General features: G+C 65.3%; 17 protein-coding genes. 8 read left to right on the top strand and 9 right to left on the bottom strand.

Translation table 11 applies throughout. The features are described 5' to 3' along the window. Positions 1–42 precede the first annotated feature (42 nt). The 5 genes from WFP39_RS09135 to WFP39_RS09115 all read right to left on the bottom strand — a co-directional run bounded on the left by WFP39_RS09135 (position 43) and on the right by WFP39_RS09115 (position 4,501). A complete protein-coding gene (locus WFP39_RS09135) occupies positions 43–351 on the bottom strand; it encodes a DUF3617 domain-containing protein (protein WP_336919225.1) in 309 nt (102 codons plus the stop codon). A gap of 200 nt (positions 352–551) precedes the next feature. Further along, the gene (hslO, locus tag WFP39_RS09130; RefSeq protein WP_336919162.1) at positions 552–1,457 is read right to left on the bottom strand and encodes an Hsp33 family molecular chaperone HslO; all 906 of its coding nucleotides are present in this window, start codon (positions 1,455–1,457) and stop codon (positions 552–554) included. A gap of 41 nt (positions 1,458–1,498) precedes the next feature. Then, positions 1,499–2,431, bottom strand: coding sequence for an ornithine carbamoyltransferase (argF, locus tag WFP39_RS09125; protein ID WP_336919161.1), 933 nt, complete (start codon positions 2,429–2,431; stop codon positions 1,499–1,501). After that, positions 2,431–3,621 carry an aspartate aminotransferase family protein gene (locus WFP39_RS09120; RefSeq protein WP_336919159.1) on the bottom strand — a complete coding sequence of 397 codons (1,191 nt, stop codon included), beginning with the start codon at positions 3,619–3,621 and terminating at the stop codon, positions 2,431–2,433. The genes argF and WFP39_RS09120 overlap by 1 nt, the downstream gene beginning before the upstream one ends. Positions 3,622–3,754: 133 nt before the next feature. After that, positions 3,755–4,501: a cold-shock protein gene (locus WFP39_RS09115; protein ID WP_336919157.1), complete on the bottom strand. Its 747-nt coding sequence runs from the start codon at positions 4,499–4,501 to the stop codon at positions 3,755–3,757. A 272-nt stretch (positions 4,502–4,773) separates the two neighbouring features. On the opposite strand from WFP39_RS09115, the gene WFP39_RS09110 reads away from it, so the two are divergent. From WFP39_RS09110 to WFP39_RS09090, 5 genes are all read left to right on the top strand, one after another. Continuing rightward, on the top strand, positions 4,774–5,214 hold the full coding sequence (locus WFP39_RS09110; RefSeq protein WP_336919155.1) for a protein tyrosine phosphatase family protein: 441 nt from the start codon (positions 4,774–4,776) through the stop codon (positions 5,212–5,214). A 3-nt stretch (positions 5,215–5,217) separates the two neighbouring features. Continuing rightward, positions 5,218–5,640 carry a hypothetical protein gene (locus tag WFP39_RS09105; protein ID WP_336919153.1) on the top strand — a complete coding sequence of 141 codons (423 nt, stop codon included), beginning with the start codon at positions 5,218–5,220 and terminating at the stop codon, positions 5,638–5,640. Then, positions 5,637–6,533 (top strand): sterol desaturase family protein, encoded by an 897-nt coding sequence (locus WFP39_RS09100; RefSeq protein ID WP_336919151.1) that lies wholly within the window; start codon positions 5,637–5,639, stop codon positions 6,531–6,533. Before WFP39_RS09105 ends, WFP39_RS09100 begins: the two co-directional genes overlap by 4 nt. Before the next feature lie 95 nt (positions 6,534–6,628). Further along, positions 6,629–11,344, top strand: coding sequence for an NAD-glutamate dehydrogenase (locus WFP39_RS09095; RefSeq protein ID WP_377923359.1), 4,716 nt, complete (start codon positions 6,629–6,631; stop codon positions 11,342–11,344). Positions 11,345–11,405: 61 nt separating this feature from the next. After that, on the top strand, positions 11,406–12,644 hold the full coding sequence (locus tag WFP39_RS09090) for an NAD(P)/FAD-dependent oxidoreductase (RefSeq protein WP_336919150.1): 1,239 nt from the start codon (positions 11,406–11,408) through the stop codon (positions 12,642–12,644). On the opposite strand, the gene queG is transcribed toward WFP39_RS09090, so the two are convergent. After that, positions 12,628–13,701 (bottom strand): tRNA epoxyqueuosine(34) reductase QueG, encoded by a 1,074-nt coding sequence (gene queG / locus WFP39_RS09085; protein ID WP_336919149.1) that lies wholly within the window; start codon positions 13,699–13,701, stop codon positions 12,628–12,630. The two genes, WFP39_RS09090 and queG, sit on opposite strands and share 17 nt — an antisense overlap. Positions 13,702–13,745: 44 nt before the next feature. On the opposite strand from queG, the gene WFP39_RS09080 reads away from it, so the two are divergent. The 3 genes from WFP39_RS09080 to msrB are packed head-to-tail and all read left to right on the top strand — an operon-like array spanning position 13,746 to position 16,472. Beyond that, positions 13,746–14,705 (top strand): ABC transporter ATP-binding protein, encoded by a 960-nt coding sequence (locus WFP39_RS09080; protein ID WP_336919148.1) that lies wholly within the window; start codon positions 13,746–13,748, stop codon positions 14,703–14,705. Then, complete coding sequence (locus WFP39_RS09075) at positions 14,705–15,958, top strand: ABC transporter permease (protein ID WP_336919146.1); 1,254 nt, start codon at positions 14,705–14,707, stop codon at positions 15,956–15,958. The genes WFP39_RS09080 and WFP39_RS09075 overlap by 1 nt, the downstream gene beginning before the upstream one ends. Positions 15,959–15,971: 13 nt before the next feature. After that, entirely contained in the window at positions 15,972–16,472 is a 501-nt protein-coding gene (gene msrB, locus WFP39_RS09070) for a peptide-methionine (R)-S-oxide reductase MsrB (protein ID WP_336919145.1), read from the top strand. On the opposite strand, the gene WFP39_RS09065 is transcribed toward msrB, so the two are convergent. From WFP39_RS09065 to WFP39_RS09055, 3 genes are read right to left on the bottom strand one after another with little or no spacing between them, the layout of a single operon-like run. Next, positions 16,432–18,225, bottom strand: coding sequence for a hypothetical protein (locus WFP39_RS09065; protein WP_336919144.1), 1,794 nt, complete (start codon positions 18,223–18,225; stop codon positions 16,432–16,434). The genes msrB and WFP39_RS09065 overlap by 41 nt on opposite strands. After that, positions 18,222–18,632 (bottom strand): GtrA family protein, encoded by a 411-nt coding sequence (locus WFP39_RS09060; protein WP_336919142.1) that lies wholly within the window; start codon positions 18,630–18,632, stop codon positions 18,222–18,224. Before WFP39_RS09060 ends, WFP39_RS09065 begins: the two co-directional genes overlap by 4 nt. 53 nt (positions 18,633–18,685) lie before the next feature. Then, the gene (locus WFP39_RS09055; RefSeq protein WP_336919141.1) at positions 18,686–20,284 is read right to left on the bottom strand and encodes an NAD(P)/FAD-dependent oxidoreductase; all 1,599 of its coding nucleotides are present in this window, start codon (positions 20,282–20,284) and stop codon (positions 18,686–18,688) included. Between the last annotated feature and the right edge of the window lie 40 nt (positions 20,285–20,324).

Here is a 20,324-nt window from a genome sequence, read left to right as displayed (position 1 = left end):
GCCACATGGCCCGTCTTGGGCAAGCGGCAAATTCCTCGGCGGTCAGCAGCTACCTGTCTGTCGGGCCTCACCCTCAATGGTGAAAGGCATTCCTCCCTGCATTCCCTGGCTTCGGATCTGAACAAGCCGGCTGTCCTCCCGCCGGATCGTCGTTCGGCCATACCCATCGCCGCGGCAGGTATATTGCACGGTCACGGAATTGGGCTGATCATCCACCACATATTGCGAACAGCCCGCTTGACGATGCCTGATCTGGACGAGTTCCCTACCGCTGCGCACACAGACTGCTGCCGGCGCGTCTCCGTGGCGTACCCGGAATTCCCAACTGCCCTTTGCCAACCCAGCAAGCATCGCCAGTTCGGGCGCTTGGGCAGCAACAGGAAATGCAGCAGTGCACAAGATCACGGCTGCAGCCAGCTCCTTTCGCACTTTCCTTGGTTGAACCATCGCACACTCCTGAACGCGGTAAGGATCCCGTCAGGCCAGGCTTTTGCAGGCGTACGGATGAACGAGATATTGCGGCGATCGCAAATTCGCCTCGTTCAAATCGGTCAATCCTGCACACGGAATTGGCGTGAACAAAACGCGCAATCTACAAGGATCACACCGTCTTCATTTGCCATTTCGCGCCGATCCTCCTTGGCAAAGCGGGCGAGCACCTCCTCGAAATGCACCAAGGTGCAGCGGCAACCGCGAACCAGGCGAGCGCCGGGGGACACCAAGATTGCTTCCTCTTCATGGTACAGCCGCCAAAGGATCGATTCCAATGACAAATCCTGTTCAAGAAGCTCAGCCGGGCTGACTGAGGCGGCCAGCACGCTGACATGTTCCCATTCCGGTTCATCGAAGCGCACATGCAACCGCTCACGCCCTTCCTCCCCGTCGGGCAGATGCTGCACAAGCATGCCTGCCGCCACATTGCCGGCGGCGCCCGACCGCACGGCTGTGCGGATCAGCGTGGGCACCTGTTCGCTTTGCGCGAAATAGGCCTCAACGGCGCCGGTCAGGTTCGCACCCTCGAGTGGGACGATACCCTGATACCGCTGCGCAGGGCCTGCCATATCGAACGTGATTGCGAGATAGCCTTCCCCGAACAGTTCGGTCAGCCCGGGATTGGCGCCCAATGTGTCGAACTCGGCCGGGTCATGCTCAATATAGCCGCGCAATTCGCCATTGCGGTAATCGCACACCAGCAAGGAAATCACTCCGCCTTTCGCCTGCGCCTGGAGAGTAAGCTGGTCATCCTGCTCTTTAAGCAATCCGCCCATCAGCGTTGTCAGCACCAGCGCCTCGGCCAGCACCAGCTTGATGGCGGGGGGATAATCATGCGCCGCGAGAATCTCGTCCAGCACATTGTCCAGCCGCACTATGCGCCCGCGGCAATTGCGCGCAGCAATGGTGAAGCCAAGCAGCTGGTCGGATCCCGTTTCGGGCATGGGCGTGGGCGTATCGGTCATTCCGGCCATATAGGTGACGCAGGGCGGAAGTTAACCCGCCATCACCCCAGCAGGCCGAAACACCACAGCAGGATAGACTTCTGCGCGTGAATGCGGTTTTCCGCCTCGCAAAAGACAACCGATTGCGGGCCTTCGAAAACGTCCGCGGTCACCTCATCTCCGACATGCGCAGGCAGGCAATGCAGGAAAAGGGCATTCCTTTTGGCCTTAGCCATAAGCGCGGCATTCACCTGATAGGGCGCAAGCTCCGCCAGCTTATCCTGTGCATGTGCCTGCCCCATGGAGATCCAGGTGTCGGTCACAACGATATCGGCATCCGCCGCTGCTTCCGATGCCTGATGCGTAACCGTCACCGTACCGCCACGTGCCCTTGCCGTCTCGACATAAGCGGCATCGGGCACATAACCTGCTGGTGTGCCGATACGAATGGCGAATTTCATCAGGCCGGCCGCTTCCACCAGCGAATTCATCACATTATTGCAATCGCCCAGCCACGCCATTTGCAGGCCGGGCAGGGCCTTGCCGTGTTCGACGATGGTGAGCAGGTCGGCGACGATCTGGCAGGGATGCGAACGGTCGGTCAGGCCGTTGATAACCGGCACCCCCGCATGACGGGCCATTTCCTCCACCTTGGCGTGATCATCGGTACGCACCATGATCGCATCCGCCATCCGGCCCAGCACCCGTGCCGTATCGGCAATGCTTTCGCCCCGACCCAGCTGGCTGGTCCCCGCATCCAGGATCAGCGGAACGCCGCCCAACTGGCGAATGGCGATATCAAAGCTGACACGCGTGCGGGTCGAGTTCTTCTCGAACACCATCGCCAGAACCCTGCCCGCCAGCGGAGCATCGGCATCGGGCTGAGCCTTGGGCCACCCCGTGCGCGCCGACTTGCGGTGGAGCGCATCGCTCAGCATCGCCGCGATGGCATCACCGCCCGCATCGGACAGGTCGAGGAAATGCCGCAGCGCCATTACGCGGCCTCCGGCACCGCATAGCTCGCAGCGGCGGAAGAAAGCTTTTCCATGAACTCGTCGATCTCGGCATCACCGATGACCAGCGGCGGCAGGATCCGCAGCGTGTCGTCCGCCGCGGCAACCGTCAACAACTGGTGATTGTCGCGCAGGTGCACCATGAAGGGGCGCGGCTCGCTCCGCAATTTCAGCCCCAGCATCAGGCCCATCCCCCGCACGCCTTCGAACAGTTCGGGATAATTGCCAATGAACTGCTCCAGCCGGGTGCGCAGCCGCTCGCCCTTTTCGCGCACGTCGGCAAGGAATTGCGGGTTGGCCACCGCATCCATCACCGCCATGCCCGCTGCCATTGCCAGCGGATTGCCGCCATACGTCGATCCATGCGAGCCAAAGGTCATGCCGCGCGCCGCCTTTTCCGTGGCAAGACACGCGCCGAGCGGAAAACCGCCGCCAATGCCTTTTGCCGTGGCGAGAATATCCGGCTCCACTCCGTATTGTTCATAGGCGTAGAAGGTGCCAGTGCGAGCAACGCCGCACTGCACCTCGTCAAAGGCGAGCATCAGATCATGCTCGTCCGCCAGTTCCCGCAGGCCGCGAATAAATTCGGGCGTGCCCACGCGAATGCCGCCTTCGCCCTGGATCGGCTCGACCAGGAAACCGGCAGTCTGCGGCCCGATCGCCGCCCTGGCCCCTTCCAGATCGTTGAATTCGACATAACGGAAGCCCGACAGGAGCGGGGCGAAGCCCTTGTGCATCTTTTCCTGGCTGGATGCGCTGATCGTGGCCATCGTGCGTCCGTGGAAGGCGTTGTTGAAGGTAATCAGCTCGTACCGCGTCGTATCGCCGCCGGCCTGGTGATAGGCGCGCGCGGTCTTGATCGCCGCCTCGACCGCTTCGGCACCCGAATTGGTGAAGAAAACCGTGTCGGCAAAAGTAATGTCCACCAGTCGCTGGGCCAACGCCTCGCCCTGTGGGCTGCCATAGAGGTTGGACACGTGCATCAGCGTTGCCGCCTGACGCTGGATCGCAGAAATCAGGCCCTCATGCGAATGGCCCAGCAGGTTGACCGCAATACCCGATGCGAAATCGAGATACCGCGTCCCGTCTTCGGTGATCAGGTGGCAATGCTCGCCCGCAACCGGCCGGACCGAGCACCGGGGATAGACCGGCATCAGCGGAGTGATGGACATCTGGAAATCCTTTGGAACAATGTCTGTTTAACGCAAAATGGCGACCGATCGGCCGCCTGCACCATGTTCCATCATCTAGGACTAGTGCGGCGGCCGGTCAAACCCGGCCGCCAGACCAGCAGCGATTCGCGAATCAGTCGCGAACCGGCGCCAGGTTGACAGCCGAGTGCTTGCCTCGTCGGTCAACTTCCAGATCGAATTCGAACCGGTCGCCTTCCTGAATGCCCGGAAGGCCGGACCGTTCAACCGCGCTGATATGCACGAAGGCATCTTCCTTGCCATCGTCGCGCGTGATGAAACCGAAGCCCTTCATTGCGTTGAAGAACTTGACGGTGCCGACGGCCTTCTCTCCGGTAAGTTCGCGCTGCGGGGCGCGCGGCGCTGCCGCGATCACCTCGCCGACAACCTGCAGATCAGCCGCGGACACCTTGCCGCCGCGATCCACAAGATTGAACTGCAGTTCCTGCCCTTCGGCAAGCGAAGTCAGTCCGGCACGCTCCACTTGGCTGATATGCACGAACACATCTTCGCCGCCCTCATCCCGCTGGATGAAGCCGAAACCCTTCTGCGCGTTGAAGAACTTTACCTTGCCCTGACCGGTGCCCACAACCTGCGCCGGCATCCCGCCGCCGCGCGGACCGCCGCCGCCCGCACCCGGTCCCCGTGCGCCAAAGCCGCCGCGCGGACCGCCGCGATCATCACCGCCGCCGAACCGGTCACCACCGCCGAAACGGTCACCGCCGCCGAAACGGTCGCCGCCGCCACGCCAGTCATTCTCGCCAAAAGATGGCGAGGGGCCACCGAAAGGATCGAAACCTTCTTCCCCGAAACCATCCCGCTTGTCGCGCCCCCGGCCGCGACGACCTCTGTCGTAACCCATGTACTCCAACAACCTTCAATCCCGCCCTTGTCGTGCACCCGGCGGCCCGGACGATCTCCGGCCGAGTGGAAGCGAAGGTTCTGTCCACCACTTCACCCCCCTAGCTATATCGCAGAAATTTGCAGGTGGCGAACAATATTGCGCCGCTCTCTTGCACAAGTTGCCTGAGACAGCGCAAAGAGGCACGACAAGGTGCGCCAAACCTCGGCAGAGACGGAGCGGGAAACGCGCTCCCCGCGCCCCGCAGAGCGCTGGCATAGAGAGGCAGGAAGATGAGTGATTTCAGGCAATTGTCCGATTCGGTCTGGGCTAGCCCGCAAATCGGCCTCGACGATGTGGCTGAGGCCGCACGGCTGGGCTTCGCGTTGATCATCAACAACCGGCCAGAGGGCGAAAGCCCCGATCAGGTGCCGGGCGAGGCAATTGCCGCGGCCGCCCGCGCGCACGGCATGGCCTATTGCGCCATTCCCGTGACACATGCCGGGTTCTCGCTCGAACAGGTGGAGGAACTGGGCAAGGCTCTTGCCGCCGCAAAAGGGCCGGCGCTCGCCTATTGCCGATCGGGAACACGATCGACCTTCCTGTGGGCGCTGGCACAGGCAAAGGCCGGGCAGGATCCCGCTGCCATCGCCAATGCCGCCGCGCAGGCAGGGTATGATGTCTCTCCGCTTTCAGGCATGCTTCAGCAACTCGCTGCCACGGCAAAAGGGTGAGCCGTGGGCGGGCCTGTGCCCCTGCTGCTGGCCGCGCTGGCCGTGAGCGGGCTTGTCGCACTGGCATGGGCTGCGGGGTTTCGCGGCGATGCGCAGCTTGAGAGCGAGGCCGAGGCGCTGGATCTGGCCGCCAGCCTGCCCGGCGGCTTTGCGGGCAAGGATGTGCTGCTGTCCGCCGACAGGCGCCACGCGCTGATCGCGGACGCGCAGGGCCGTCTCGTGCTCATCCTTCCGCACGGCGCGCACTTCACTGCGCGCCGCTGCGACGGCGCGGCGGCCGAGTCGCAGGGCACGCAATTGGCGCTGCACCTGCACGACCGAACTGTCCAAATCGACGCAGGCAAAGCGGCCGATAGTTGGCTGAAGCTCCTTGAGCGAGCCCAGCCAGGCAAGGCGCGGCCCCACCATGTGCAAGGCCGCGCATGACCGCGTTTGATCCCCTTCCCTATGCCATCCCGGTTTTCGTGCTGCTGATAGCGCTCGAAATGGCGTGGGCGAGGCGAAATGGGCGCCTGCGGGCCTATGAAGTGCGCGACACGGCAGTCTCGCTGGGACTGGGGCTGGGCAGTGTAATCGCCGGAGCGCTGAGCGCGGGCGCAGTGGCGGCGATGCTGGTCTGGGTGCACACGATCTCCCCGCTTTCCGTCGGGTGGGTGTGGTGGGCCTGGCCGCTGTGCTTCGTGCTCGACGATCTTGCGTATTACTGGCTGCACCGTGCCGGTCACCGGGTGCGCTGGTTCTGGGCATCCCACGTCAACCACCACTCCAGCCAGCATTACAACCTCAGCACCGCGCTGCGTCAGACCTGGACGGGCTTTTTCGCGCTGTCCTTCGTCTTTCGCCTGCCGCTCGCCGCCGCCGGGTTCGAACCGGGGATGATCCTGACCTGCGCCGGGCTGAATCTGATCTACCAGTTCTGGATCCATACCGAGGCGATCGGACGGTTGCCGCGCTGGTTCGAGGCGGTGTTCAACACGCCTTCGCATCACCGTGTGCATCACGCGGTAAACGGCCTCTATCTCGACCGCAATTACGCCGGAACGCTGATCGTATGGGACAAGCTGTTCGGCACTTTCCAGCGCGAGCTGGAGGGCCAGCCGATCCGCTATGGCCTGGTGCAGCAATTGGGCAGTTTCAACATCCTGACCGCCGCCTTTCACGAATGGAAAGCCATTGCCGCCGACCTAAGGGCGGCGCCCTGGCGGCACAAGCTCGGCTATATCTGGCGCGAACCGGGCTGGAGCCATGACAGCAGCCGTGAAACATCCGCGATGATCCGCGCGCGCAGCGCCGATGCAGGTGAAAGCCGCAAGAGCTAGATACCTGTTTCGCAAGGAAACCAGCCGCATCCGGTTTCAAACCTAACTTTTTCGGCTGGTTTGTAGATATCCGCGCATTAGGATGGCTCAGCCGAATGACCGGCAGAGGGCCTGAAAGCATGACCGTCACCGCGCGCCCATGGGCAGCGATACTTGCGCGCAGCATGGCTGCCTCAATCCTGCCGGGTGAGGAGACACCCCCGCCGCAAGCGCTGGAGGATGCCGCTGCCTTTCTGCTGGAAGCCGCCCGGCATCGGGCGGAAGGCAAGCCGGCGATCCTGATCCGCAGCGTTGCCGAAGGCCTGGGCGGATCGCGACGCGCCACACGCATCGCGGTCATCAACCGCGACGTACCCTTCCTTGTCGATTCGGTCAGCCGCACGCTGGCCGATGCCGGATTGGCGGTCGATCTGCTGCTGCACCCGATCGTGCCGGTGGTGCGGGACACGGCGCGCCAGCTTGTCGATTTGCCCGATGCGGACGCGCCCGGCAGCATCCGCGAAAGCTTCATCTATATCGAAACCGACCGCGTGGATGCGCGGCAGCGGCGCGCGCTCGAAGGCGCGATTGCCGAGGCGCTGGCCGATGTGCGCGCCGCGGTTGCCGATTGGCCGGCCATGCGTGCAGCGATGGAAAGCGATGCGGCGCTGCTGGCCGATGGCGAATCGGGCGCCTTGCTGCGCTGGCTGGCAGGCGGAATGTTGACGCAGCTGGGTCATATGATGCGCCGGGCCGACGGACGGGCCACATCGGCACTGGGCATCTGCCGCAGCAGCGCGGCGGACGGGGCAGTGCTGGCAGAGGCAAGTTGGGACCGCGCCTTTGCCTGGTTCAAGCCCAAGACGCGACGCCGCCACGCACTGATCGTGAAAGCGAACCGCATCAGCCTGGTGCACCGCCGGGTTCCGCTCGATCTCATCATCGTGCCCATTATCGAGCAAGGCGAACTGGCGGGACTATCGGTCCATGCCGGCATCTGGACCAGCGCCGCGCTCGGCACGCCGCCACAGGAGGTGCCGGTGCTGCGCCAGCAACTCGCCGCCATTTCGCGTGAACTGGGCTTTGTCCCCGGCAGCCACGATCACAAGGCACTGGTCCACGCGCTGTCGGTTCTCCCGCACGATCTGGTGATCGGATTTGCGCAGGCCGACACGATGCGCATTGCCACGGCGATGATGGCGCTGATCGACCGCCCGCGCCCGCGCCTTGCCGTGGTCGTCGCTCCGCTGGAGAGGCATCTGTTCGCCTTTGTCTGGCTGCCGCGCGACTCGCTTTCTACCGCCACGCGCCTGCAGATCCAGGCTCTGCTGGAGGAAGGCACTGGCACCTCCACGCTCGATTGGGCCCTGGCGGTGGAAGGCGAGAATCTGGCCATGCTGCGCTATGTTCTCGACGCGCGCGGCTCGGCCCGGAAGCCCGATGTGGCAGCGCTCGATGCCCGGCTGCAGGATATGCTGCGCGGCTGGCGCGACGCGGTGGAAGCGGCGCTTGCCGCAGTGCCCGAAGGAACAGCGGGCGAAAAGGGACGCGCCGCCGCATTGGCGCTGCGCCATGCAGACGCATTCCCGCCGAGCTACCGCACAGCTTACGGTGCGCAGGAGGCCGCGCGCGACATCATCCGGCTGCGTCACCTTGGCGCCGACCGGCACGCGCAACCGCTGGGCCGCGACGCACGACTTTACCGTTTGCCGAGCGATCCCGATGACCGTTTGCGGCTGAAGATCTATCAGGCGGGCGGGCCACTGGCGCTGTCCGACGCGGTGCCCGCACTCGAAAATTTCGGCTTCCGCGTGCTGTCAGAATACCCGACCCAGCTTGCCGGAGAAGGCAGTGCGGCTATCCATGATTTCGTGCTGGGCTTGCCAACCGCCCGTACCACGGACGACGTGCTGCCGCGCACGGACGTGATCGAAACCGCGATAACCGCGGTGCTCAACGGGCGGGCGCAGGATGATGTATTCAACCGGCTGGTCATTTCCAACGCGCTGGATGCGGTTGGGGCAGACTGGCTTCGCGCCTTCTACCGTTATCTCAGGCAAACAGGCATTGCCTTCACCATCTATTCGGTGGTCGATGCGCTGGTAGCGGCGCCTTCCGTCACCGCCGCGCTGATCCGCCGCTTCTGCTCCGCGCATGATCCCGACTTTGCCGGCGACCGGGTCGCCGCCATCGCCAAGGCGGACGAGGCGATCAAGGCTGGCCTCGCCAATGTGGCCGCGATCAACGATGACCGCATCCTGCGCCTCTACTGGAACAGCATGGCCGCCATTTTGCGCACCAACGCCTTTGCCGCGGCAGAGCAGGAAGCGCTGGCATTCAAGTTCGATTCCGCGCGCGTGCCCGGCCTTCCGCGCCCGGTGCCGTGGCGCGAGATCTTCGTCTATTCGCCGCGCGTCGAAGGCATTCACCTGCGCGCGGGCCCCGTGGCTCGCGGGGGACTGCGCTGGTCCGACCGGCGCGACGATTTCCGCACCGAAGTCCTTGGCCTGATGAAGGCACAGCGCGTGAAGAACGCGGTGATTGTTCCTACCGGCGCGAAGGGGGGTTTCTACCCCAAGCAATTGCCCGATCCCGCAACCGACCGCGAAGGATGGGCGGCGGAAGGCAAGGCCAGCTACCAAGTTTTCATCCGAACGCTCCTGTCGGTTACCGACAACATCGTCGATGGCCGCGTGGTGCATCCGCACGGCGTGGTGGTGCATGACGGGCCCGATCCCTATTTCGTGGTCGCGGCGGACAAGGGCACCGCCACCTTCTCCGACACCGCCAATGCCATTGCGGCCGAACATGGCTTCTGGCTCGGCGATGCCTTCGCCAGCGGCGGATCGAACGGCTACGATCACAAGGCGATGGGCATCACCGCGCGCGGCGCATGGATTTCGGTGCAGCGCCACTTTGCCGAAATGGGCGTGGATGTGCAGAAACAGCCGGTGCGCGTGGCCGGATGCGGCGACATGTCGGGCGATGTCTTCGGCAACGGCATGTTGCTGAGCAAGGCAATCAAGCTGGTCGCCGCGTTCGATCACCGCCACATTTTCCTCGACCCCGATCCCGATCCGGCGGCCAGCTGGAAGGAACGCAAGCGCCTGTTCGGCTTGCCCCGGTCGAGCTGGGCCGATTACAAGCCCGCGCTGATTTCCAAGGGCGGCGGCGTGTTCCCGCGCAGCCTGAAACAGATTCCGCTGTCGAAGGAGGTTCGCGCGGCGCTGGGCATTTCCGATGCCGCGCTCGACCCTGAAAGCCTGATATCCGCGATCCTGAAAAGTCCGGTCGACCTCCTCTGGTTTGGCGGCATCGGCACCTATGTGAAGGCCGAAGGGCAAAGCCACGCCGATGTGGGCGATCCCGCCAACGATGCCTTGCGGGTCAACGGCGCCGATGTGCGTGCGAAGGTGATTGGCGAAGGGGCGAATCTGGGCGTGACGCAGGCCGGCCGCATCGAATTTGCGCTGCGCGGCGCGGATGGCGCGGGCGGGCGCATCAACACCGATTTCATCGACAATTCAGCCGGGGTCGATTGTTCCGACAACGAGGTGAACATCAAGATCGCTCTCGCCGCCGCGCCCGAATTGCCACTGGACGCACGCAACGCCCTTCTGGCCGAAATGACCGGCGATGTCGCCGCGCTGGTGCTGGAAGACAACCGGCTGCAGGCGCTGGCGTTGTCAATCGCCGAGGCGGGCGGCGCGCAGGCCACCGCGCCGGTTTCGCGCGTCATTGCCGCGCTGGAGGCCAGCGGGCATCTCGACCGCAAGACCGAGGGGCTCGCCCCGGACGATGCGCTGGCGCGCCGCGCCGCCGAAGGGCGCGGCCTGACCCGCCCTGAACTTGCCGTGCTCCTGTCCAGCGCCAAGCTGGCGATGCAGGATGCGCTGGAGCGCGAACCGCCGGCGCTGGACGAAGCAGGCGATGCGCTGGTTCTGGCCGATTTCCCGCCGCAGATGCAGGAACGGTTCCGCGCGCAACTGCTCAACCACCGCCTGCGCAAAGAGATATTGGCAACCTCCATCGCCAACCGCGCCATCAACCGCATGGGCATCGTGCACCCCTTTGAACTGGCCGAGGAGGAAGGCGCATCGCTGGCCGAAGTGGGCTCTGCCTTCGTGGCCGCCTGCGCCCTGCTGGACATGGATAGGCTGTGGCGCGAGGCGGAAAATGCCGCCATGCCAGAAGCCGCGCGCGTGGCGCTGCTTACCCGTGCCGCACAGGCCTTGCGCGGGCACATGGCCGATCTGCTGCGCGCGCGCGCCTGCGCCGGGTCGGTCGCCGCGCTGGCCCCGCTGGTGGCGGAACTGGCGGCCAAGGCCGAACGCCTGCTGGGCAGCGAAGCGCGCGCGCAAGCCGATTCGATCCGCGCGCAGCTTGCCGACCTTGGCGCACCGCCCCGGCTGGCGCAAAGCGTGGGACAGCTTTACGCGCTGGACGGCGCAATCGGCCTGGCCGCGCTGGCGCAGGACAGCGGCCGGCCGCCGGTGGAGCTTGCCGCCGCTTTCATTTCGCTGGGCAGCGCGCTGGGGATCGACTGGGCGCAAGGCTGCGCCGCTTTGATGAGCCCGGCGGATCCGTGGGAACGGTTGCTGGTGGCGGGGCTGGCGCGCGATTTCCAGCAGATGCGGTTCGATTTCCTGCGCAGGTTGGGGGCCGATCAGGGGGCATCGCTGGATGACAGTGTGGCGCAATGGTGCGTCAGCCACGAAGCGGCAATTGCGCGCCTTTCCTCCTCCATCGCCCGCGCACGCGCCAGCGGTACGCCCACCCCGGCCATGCTGGCGCAGATCGCGGGGCAGGCACGGGGCGTGCTGATGGTCTGAAACGCTTTCGTCGGCGCAGCTTTCTTGACGGGGGCGGCAAAGCTGGCAAACGCTTGTCCGCATGACAGACAGCAATGCGCAATTCGCCGATGTGGTGATCGTGGGCACCGGCCATGGCGGCGCGCAGGCTGCCATTTCGCTGCGCCTGAACGGATATGCCGGGTCGATCCTGATGATCGGCCGCGACCGGGTGCCCCCGTATGAACGCCCGCCTTTGTCGAAGGAATATCTGGCCGGCGACAAGCCATTCGACCGGCTGCTGATCCGGCCTGAAAGTTTCTGGGCGGAAAAGGACATTGGGCTGCTCTTGGGCACCAGCGTCACGCGCGTCGATCCGGCGGCGCAAAAGCTCACCCTCTCGCGCGGGGGAACGGTGGCATATGGCGAACTGATCTGGGCCGCAGGCGGCGATGCGCGGCGGCTATCCTGCCCCGGCGGCGATCTGCCGGGCGTGCACGCCGTGCGCGACAAGCGCGATGTCGATGCACTGGTGGCCGATCTTGCGGCTGGCAAGCGCCGCGTGGTGGTGGTCGGCGGCGGCTATATCGGGCTGGAAGCGGCTGCGGTGCTGACCAAGCTGGGTTGTCATGTGACGCTGCTGGAAAGCGCCCCGCGCCTGCTGTCCCGCGTGGCGGGAGAGCAATTGTCCGCTTTCTTCGCCGCCGAGCACCGCGCGCACGGCGTCGATGTGCGCCTCGAATCGACACTGGAAGCGGTGCTGGGGGAGGACACGGTTACTGGAGTTCGCCTTGCAACTGGCGAGGACATCGCCTGCGACATGGTGGTGGTGGGCATCGGCATCGTGCCTGCGGTCGCCCCGCTGATCGCGGCCGGCGCAGCCGGAGCGAACGGCGTGGATGTGGACGAATATTGCCACACCAGCCTGCCGCATATCCACGCGATCGGGGACTGCGCGGCGCACGCCAACCCCTATGCCGATGGCGCGGTGATCCGCCTCGAAAGCGTGCAGAACGCGCACGATATGGCGGGCGTGGTGGCGCGCGCGATCTGCCGCCAGCCGGTCCCCTATGACGCGCTGCCGTGGTTCTGGTCGAACCAGTACGATCTGCGCCTGCAAACCGCTGGCCTGTCGCTGGGTCACGATACAGCGGTGCTGCGCGGCGATCCTGCCACGCGCAGTTTCTCGGTCATCTACCTCAAAGACGGGCGCGTGATCGCCGTCGATGCGGTGAACCGCACCAAGGATTACGTGCAGGGGCAGAAGCTGGTGAAGGCGCGCGCGGAAGCGGATGCGGCGGCGCTAGCTGACGAAAGCGTGGCGCTCAAGGATCTGCTGTAAGCTGCGCAAAGGCCCAGTCGGCCGCCTCTGCCACCACCGGGTCGGCATCGCTGCGCAGCGCGCTCACCTGCGCCAACAATGCCGCATTGCCGCTGTTCCCCGCCGCGATCAGGCAATTGCGCACAAAGCGGTCCCGCCCGATGCGCTTGATCGGGCTGCCCGAAAACTTTGCCCGGAATGCCGCATCGTCCAGCCGCAGCAGTTCCGAAAGATCGGGCGCGACCAGCTCCTCGCGCGGAACGAAGGCAGCATGACGCGCGGCGGTATCGGCGAACTTGTTCCACGGGCACACCGCCAGACAATCGTCGCAGCCATAGATGCGGTTGCCCATCGCGGTGCGGAACTCCTCCGGGATCGGCCCCTTGTGCTCGATCGTGAGGTAGGAAATGCAGCGCCGCGCATCGAGGCGATAGGGCGCGGGGAAAGCTTGCGTCGGGCAGGCGGTCTGGCACGCGGTGCATGATCCGCAGCGATCCTTGCCAGGCGCATCGGGCGCGAAGGGCAAGGTGCAGTAGATTGCGCCAAGGAACAGCCAGCTGCCATGCGCGCGGCTGACCATATTGGTATGCTTGCCCTGCCAGCCCAGCCCCGCCGCCTCGCCCAGCGGCTTTTCCATCACCGGGGCGGTGTCGACAAACACTTTCAGCGCCATGTCGAGGCCCATCCCTTCCGCCTCGGCCACCAGCCAGCGGGCGAGCGCCTTCGCCGCCTTTTTCAGCACATCGTGATAATCGCGCCCCTGCGCATAGACCGAAATGCGCGCCTTTTCCGCATCCCCTTCCAGCGCCAGCGGATCGCTTGTCGGCGCATAGGACATGGCGAGCGCAATCACGCTGGCGGCATCGGGCCACATGCTTTGCGGGCCCTGCCGCACATCGGCGCGGTCCGCCATCCAGCCCATCGTGCCGTGATAACCCAGCGCCAGCCATTCGTGCAGCCGCGCGGCGCGCAGCGGGTCGTCCGCCGCGGGGGCAAAGCCGAGATCGGCAAAGCCGAGCTCCGCCGCCTTGGCGCGCAAGCCCCGCTGAAGCTGCGCAACAGCTGCGGCGTTAACCATGATCGCACTTGCCCCTGTTCATCCTTGGCCTGTAACCCGGCAGCATGGCAATTGCGACACCCCCCGATGACATGCTGGCAATAGAGGCGCGCGGCCTCGTCAAGCGGTTCGACGAAACGCTGGCGGTGGACGGGGTGGACCTCACCGTGCGGCGGGGGTCGATCACCGGCATCCTTGGCCCCAATGGTGCGGGCAAGACCACGACGCTGCGGATGCTGCTGGGCATCATCGATCCCGACGAGGGCATCCGCCGCGTGCTGGGGCACGAAAACCCGCGCGATGTCGCCCGGCTGATCGGCTATCTGCCGGAGGAACGCGGGCTTTACCCTGCGATGAAGGCGGTGGAGGCCATCGCCTTCATGGGCGCGCTGCGCGGCCTGCCTTTGGGCGAAGGGCGCAAACGCGGGCGTGCGCTGCTGGAAAACCACGGCCTTGGCCATGCGGCAGACAAGCAGATCCGTCATCTGTCCAAAGGCATGGCGCAAATCGTCCAGCTTCTCGGCACTTTGGTGCACGACCCGCAGCTGGTGGTTTTTGACGAACCGTTTTCGGGCCTTGACGCGATCAATCAGGGCAAGCTGGAAGTGCTGATCCGCAGCCTTGCTGACAAGGGCGTGACGGTAATCTTCTCCACCCATGTCATCGCCCATGCCGAACGCCTATGCGAAAGCATCGCCATCATCGCCGGGGGACGCGTGCCCTTTGCGGGGCGCGTGGACGAGGCGCGCGACCGCATTCCCGCGCAGGTGCGGCTGGAAACCAGCGCGAATGACGGCCCCTGGCGCACCGCCTTGCCTGATGATGCGCGGCATGAGGGCCGATTCTGGTTCTTCCCCTTGCCCGAAACCGGGGTCGAGCCGCTGCTGCGCGCCCTGATCGACGCGGAGGCGGGCATCAGGTCGCTGAGCATCGAGCGCGCCGGGCTGCACGATGCCTTTGTCGCGATTGCGGGGGAGGCCGCCGCCGCGCGTCTCGTCACTTCTGATGCGGGCGAGGACGCGTGATGGCGTCGCTTCCGCAATCCTCCCGCCTGCCGCTGTGGCGCGCCGCCTATGTCGTGGCGCGGCGCGATTTCCTCGCCATCCTGATGAGCCGGGCGTTCATCTTCTTCCTGCTCGGCCCGCTTTTCCCCATTGTGGTTGGCGCACTGGCGGGCGGCGTGGGTGCGCAGGTGCAGAGCGAGGCGATGGCCGCGCAGGTGGGCATAGCCATGCAGCCCGATGACACCGCCGCGATGATCGCTGCACGCGATGCGCTGGCCAGCCAGGTGGGCGCCGCCGTGCCGCCCTTTGTCGCGATAGAACCGGCGCCCGATCTCGATCCTGCCGCCCTTCTGGCAAACCGCGAGGAGCGGCTGGCTGCCGTGGTCACCGGCACGCTGGCCAATCCGCAGCTTTACGCGCCGCCGGGCAATCTGGAACGCTGGCGAGGCGCAGTAGGCCTGATCGCTGCCAATGCTGCAGCCGGGCCGCCCGCCACATTGCCGCCGGTCACTGCCAGCCCCGTTGCCACCAGCGGCGCGAGCGAAACACGCGGCCGCATCCAGACTGCGCAGGCGGGGCAATTGCTGCTGTTCCTGCTCATCATGCTGCTGGCCAGCATGGTCTTGTCCAATCTGGTGGAGGAAAAAGGCAACAAGATCATCGAGATCCTCGCCGCCGCTATACCGATGGACGCGCTGTTCCTCGGCAAGCTGTTCGCCATGCTGGGCATTTCCATTGTCGGCATCACCGTGTGGGGCACAGTAGGCGCGGCGGGCCTCTCGTTGGCGGGCCTTTCGCTGTCCGAATTTGCCAATCCGGGCGTGGGCTGGCCGCTGTTCTTCGCGCTCGGCGCGGCCTATTTCGCGATGGGTTACCTGCTGCTGGGATCGGTATTCCTGGCGGTGGGATCGATGGCTGCCACGGTGCGCGAAGTGCAGACGCTGTCGATGCCCGTTACCATGGCGCAGGTGCTGATCTTCTTCGTCGCCAGCCTGGCGGTGACGCAGACCGGCACCGCGCTGGAATATGCCGCAATTGCCTTTCCGCTGTCCTCCCCCTTCGCCATGCTGGCGCGTGGCGCGGTGGACGAGGCGGTCTGGCCGCATCTGCTGGCGCTGGCATGGCAGGCGATGTGGGTGGCAATCTTCGTGCGCGCCGGTGCCAGCCTGTTCCGGCGCAAAGTGATGAAATCGGGCGCTGGCGGAGGTGGCAAGCCGCGCTCTATGAAAACGCTGTTTTCCGGGTTATTCAGCAAGGGTTCGGGGAAGGGCTGACAGGAGAGTCTTCATGCCCGTTGATCGCCTCAATCGCCGCGCCGCGCTGGGTTGGCTGTGTGCCGGCATTGCCGTACCCGTTTTGGCCGCTTGCGGATCGCCCGCCAGCGCGCAGCAGAATTTCCGCATCCGCTATTCCGAGGACGAATGGCGCCGCCGCCTGACGCCCGAACAGTTTCGCGTGCTGCGGCAAGCGGGGACAGAGCGGCCCTATACCTCGCCGCTGAATGACGAACGGCGCCAAGGCACCTATCACTGCGCAGGGTGCGACACGGCCGTCTATTCCTCGCGCACGAAGTATAACAGCCGCACCGGCTGGCCCAGCTTCTATCGCGAAGTGCCCAATTCGGTGGGCTATTCCACCGATTACCACCTCGGCTATCCGCGGCGCGAAGTGCATTGCGGCACCTGCGGCGGGCATCTGGGCCATGTGTTCGACGATGGCCCGCCCCCCACGGGCAAGCGGCACTGCATCAACGGCGTGGCGCTGGTGTTCCGTCCGGCCGAGGCGTGACGCGGTAGAGCGAGAGGCCCGGCGGCAGACCGATATACACCGAGTTGAGCCACGCGGGCACGTCGCCCGCCGCCAGTCTGGCGGCAAGGCCATCGGGCGCGCGGCGGGCATAGAGCCTCGGCTCGGCCAGTTCGTGGCAGATCAGCAGATAATCGGCACCGTGGCCGCGCACGATGGCTTCGGCCTCCGGCGGCGCGGCGATGAAGGCGGCGATCACATCATGCATGGCGGCCGCCGCGCGGTGATGCGCAGTGGCAACCACGGCGTGGCGGCTGCCAGACAGGATCTGTGGCCCCACATCGAGCGGTGCGAAAATCAGCCCCGGCGGCAATAGGTCCAGTTTCGCCGCGCTTTGCGCCAGCGCGCATTGCGATTGCGACACGGCGGGCGCCTTTTTGGCTGATCCGCCCAGTTGCGGCAATGCCGCCACAACCATCGCGGCCGGAATGACCGGGGCGAGCAACGCAGCGATAAGCATGGCATAGCCAAACTTGGCCAGGGGACGCACGCTTTCCACCGCGCGCCTCAGCAGCCCTGCGGCCAGCAGGCCTATCGGCGGCAGCGCCATCGCACCCACCACCGCATTGGTGCGCAGCACCAGCAGGCCCGTGGCCATGGTAACTGTAAAGACGATCAGATATTCGCGCCACACCGCCCGCTGCTCTGTGTTTCTGGCGGCGCGCATCTGGCAGGTCATTACGCCCAACCCGACCAGCGCCGCCAGCAGCACCGGCGCGACCAGCCCGAACGAGCCGCGCCAGATCGGCTGGCCTTCCACGACATTCACATACCAGTAATCGCGCACCAGCGGATCGAGCATGGCAAACGGTCCTGAGGTGCAATGCGGCGCGCTGATCAGGAAAGCTGCCAGCCCGGCCGACCCCGCTGCGGCAAGCAGGACAAATTGCAGCAGCCGGGTGGCCCGCCTCGTGCCAGACACGGCAAGGGCGCCCAGCGCGGCAAGACCCATGGCGATAAGGTAGGGCGGCGATATCTGGTCGCAATGCGCCGCCAGATCGCCCAGCCCACGCGTCGCCAGCAGCAGAGCCGCGCTCGTCGCGGCAAGGCTCGCCAGAAAGGCGGGCAGTGCGCGGCGGTCTTTCTCCATCAGCCAGCGCCACAAGCAAACCAGTCCAAACCCGGCTGCCAGCGCGAGCACTTCCAGCGATACCGCCAGGCCCACCGCCAGCGCGGCCCCCGCCAGAGCGGCACCCTTCGCGCCGCGGTGGCGCAGCAGCAGGTACAGGGCCAGCATCACGCACACGATCTGCCAGCCGTGATGATCGATCCGCAGCGGGCGCAATTGCACCCCCAGCATGGGCTGGAACACGATCCCCACGCAGGCAAGAATCGCGGCCGTGCGCCCCGCCAGCAGCGCGGTCAGCCGCCCCACGATAAGCACCAGCGCGAACAAGGTCAGCGCGGGCACGATCAGCATCGCGGCCTGTTCCGCCGCCTGTGCCCCGATCAGCGGGGTGAGCAGCACGATCACCCCTGCCAGCGGCAGATCGACCAGCCGCGACCAATGCATCAGCGTGCCGCCCGGCGGGTTGATGCGGTGCTGGGTCAGATCGAACCAGCCTTGCCCGGCGAGCAAATCGCGCACCTGCACCAGACGCAGGAAGTCATCGGGATCGGATAATTGCCAGCCTGCGATGATATCGCGGTTCATCCACAGTTGCAGCGCCCACGCCGCTGCCCACAGGGCAAGGCCCAGCGCCAGCGGAAAGCGCGCAGATGCGGGGCTGTTCATGCGTGCACACGGAAGACGAAATGTGTGCGCATCAGCCAGGTGACGCTGAAGCTGAAGCCCACCGCCACCAGTTTGGCGAGGCGCGGGTCAAGGCCCAGCGTGTCACCTGCCCAGACAATGCCGAAAGTGAGCCCCAGACCTGCCAAAGCGGAAATCACGAACAGCGCCTTCTGCCGCGTGCGCGCAAGTCCGCTTGTCGCCACGCTGTCGGCAAAGACCTTGCGGCTCGATATCAGCCAGTGAACTAGAATGCCGAGGCTGTAGCTTGCAGCAGAGGCGGGGGCGGCCATCGCGCCCATTGCCAGCAGTGCGAGGAAGCTGCCCATATCGGCGGCAAGCGCAATCACGCTGGCCCCGAAATAGCGGATCAGTTTCACCCGCCGCAGATGCTGGATCAGGTCGATCACCGTGGCCCCCTGTTACCCATGGCTCTGTTGCCCTTTGCGCCGTTAGGTGCCGTTCAGGCTGCTTTGCGTGCCCTGCCCTTTTCGCCATCCGCCACACGCATGGGCACATCGCGGACAGAGGCCAGGGCCGCCGCCTGATCAGGCGTTATCGCGGCTTCGCGCACGGGCAGTCTGGCCTGTTCGCCCTCGTCGCCCGCCTCGTGATATTCGGCGTCCTCGTTCACGCACCAGGTGTCGTAGATGCGGCGGCCGGCAAGGATGTTCTCCACGGTCAGCATCGCGGTCATCATTGCGTGATCCTGGTTGTTGTAGCGGTGCATCCCGTTGCGGCCGACCAGATGCAGGCTGGGGAAACGCTCCTCCAGCTCGGCGCGCATGGCGGCGACATTGGCGGCGTAATCCTCGTCATAGACGGGATAGGCCTTTTCCTGCCGCACCACCGCGCCGCCCACCACGTCAGCGGGATTGCACAGGCCAAGGATCGCCATTTCGCGCGTTGCCTGTTCGATTAAGGCTTCGTCGGTGGAGGACCACAGCCCGTCGCCTTCGAAGCAGAAATATTCCAGCCCCACGCAAGCAATACTCTGATCGGGCACCATTTCGGGCGACCACGACCGGAAGTTCTGCACCCGGCCCACCTGCACTTGGGAATCGTGGATATAGATCCAGTTGTCGGGGAAAAGGTCCTCGCTGCGGATCATCAGCGCCACGGTCAGGAAATCGCGGTATTTCAGCTGGCTGGCTTCCAGCGTGGTGGCAGGCAGCGGGTGCAGTCGCGCGGCCAGTTCGCGCATCGGCGCGCTGCTGATCGCGTGGGCGGCCCGGATCACGATATCGCCATCCGGCCCGGTCGCGGTCATGCGCCAGCCACCTTGCCCATCATCCGCAAGCTGCTTGAGGGCGTGGCCCATGATCACCTGCCCGCCCATGTCCACGATCTTGTCGCGCGCGGCGTCCCACATCATGCCGGGGCCAAGGCGCGGGTAGCGGAAGGTTTCAAGCAGCGTCTTCACCGCCTGCCCGTCATTCGGGCGCTTGTTGAGGCCAAGGCTGCGCTTCACGCCATCAACCACCGCACCCCACAGGCTCAGCCCCTTGATCCGCTGCGCGGCCCAGTCGGCGCTCATCTCGTTGCAGGGCATGCCCCATACCTTCTCGGTATAGGTCTTGAAGAAGATCGAATAGAGCGTCTTGCCGAACTGGTTTGTCGTCCAGTCCTCGAAGCTTTTCACCTCGCGGATGGGGAAGAGCTTGTATTGCAGGTAGCTCGCCATGCACAGCGCGCTGCGCCAAAGGCCGAGATTGCGCAGCGCCTCGAAGGCGCGCAGCGGGTAGGAGTAGAACTTGCCCTCGTAATAGATGCGGCTCATCCGCGGGCGCTGGATGAAGTCGTCAGGCAGGATTTCGTTCCACAGGTCGACCACCGCCTGGCTCTTGGAAAAGAAGCGGTGGCCGCCAATGTCGAAGCGGTAGCCTTCGTGTTCCACCGTACGGCTGATGCCGCCGACATAGCGCGCGTCCTTTTCGATGATGACGACCGTCTTGCCTGCCTTGGCGAGGAGGTAGCCCGCGGTAAGCCCCGCAGGCCCCGCGCCGATAATTGCCACATCCGCCGTGATGTCTCCTGCCGCAACGCCCGCCTTCATTTCCATGAGAACCCCCGGTTTCCTGTGTCTTGGCCGGAAGTGAAGG

Source organism: Alteraurantiacibacter lauratis (assembly GCF_037154155.1).
Lineage (GTDB): Bacteria > Pseudomonadota > Alphaproteobacteria > Sphingomonadales > Sphingomonadaceae > Alteraurantiacibacter > Alteraurantiacibacter lauratis.
The sequence above is the reverse complement of the archived record's forward strand: the minus strand, read 5'-3'. Positions and strand labels throughout refer to the sequence as shown.

Coding starts and splice junctions, on each gene's coding strand:
- WFP39_RS09065 (WP_336919144.1), bottom strand. CDS start 18,225: ATGAACAGCCCCGCATCTGCGCGCTTTCCGCTGGCGCTGGGCCTTGCC.
- queG (WP_336919149.1), bottom strand. CDS start 13,701: ATGGTTAACGCCGCAGCTGTTGCGCAGCTTCAGCGGGGCTTGCGCGCC.
- WFP39_RS09080 (WP_336919148.1), top strand. CDS start 13,746: ATGGCAATTGCGACACCCCCCGATGACATGCTGGCAATAGAGGCGCGC.
- WFP39_RS09075 (WP_336919146.1), top strand. CDS start 14,705: ATGGCGTCGCTTCCGCAATCCTCCCGCCTGCCGCTGTGGCGCGCCGCC.
- WFP39_RS09110 (WP_336919155.1), top strand. CDS start 4,774: ATGAGTGATTTCAGGCAATTGTCCGATTCGGTCTGGGCTAGCCCGCAA.
- WFP39_RS09095 (WP_377923359.1), top strand. CDS start 6,629: ATGACCGGCAGAGGGCCTGAAAGCATGACCGTCACCGCGCGCCCATGG.
- WFP39_RS09090 (WP_336919150.1), top strand. CDS start 11,406: ATGACAGACAGCAATGCGCAATTCGCCGATGTGGTGATCGTGGGCACC.
- hslO (WP_336919162.1), bottom strand. CDS start 1,457: ATGACCGATACGCCCACGCCCATGCCCGAAACGGGATCCGACCAGCTG.
- WFP39_RS09135 (WP_336919225.1), bottom strand. CDS start 351: ATGCTTGCTGGGTTGGCAAAGGGCAGTTGGGAATTCCGGGTACGCCAC.
- msrB (WP_336919145.1), top strand. CDS start 15,972: ATGCCCGTTGATCGCCTCAATCGCCGCGCCGCGCTGGGTTGGCTGTGT.
- argF (WP_336919161.1), bottom strand. CDS start 2,431: ATGGCGCTGCGGCATTTCCTCGACCTGTCCGATGCGGGCGGTGATGCC.
- WFP39_RS09055 (WP_336919141.1), bottom strand. CDS start 20,284: ATGGAAATGAAGGCGGGCGTTGCGGCAGGAGACATCACGGCGGATGTG.
- WFP39_RS09115 (WP_336919157.1), bottom strand. CDS start 4,501: ATGGGTTACGACAGAGGTCGTCGCGGCCGGGGGCGCGACAAGCGGGAT.
- WFP39_RS09120 (WP_336919159.1), bottom strand. CDS start 3,621: ATGTCCATCACTCCGCTGATGCCGGTCTATCCCCGGTGCTCGGTCCGG.
- WFP39_RS09100 (WP_336919151.1), top strand. CDS start 5,637: ATGACCGCGTTTGATCCCCTTCCCTATGCCATCCCGGTTTTCGTGCTG.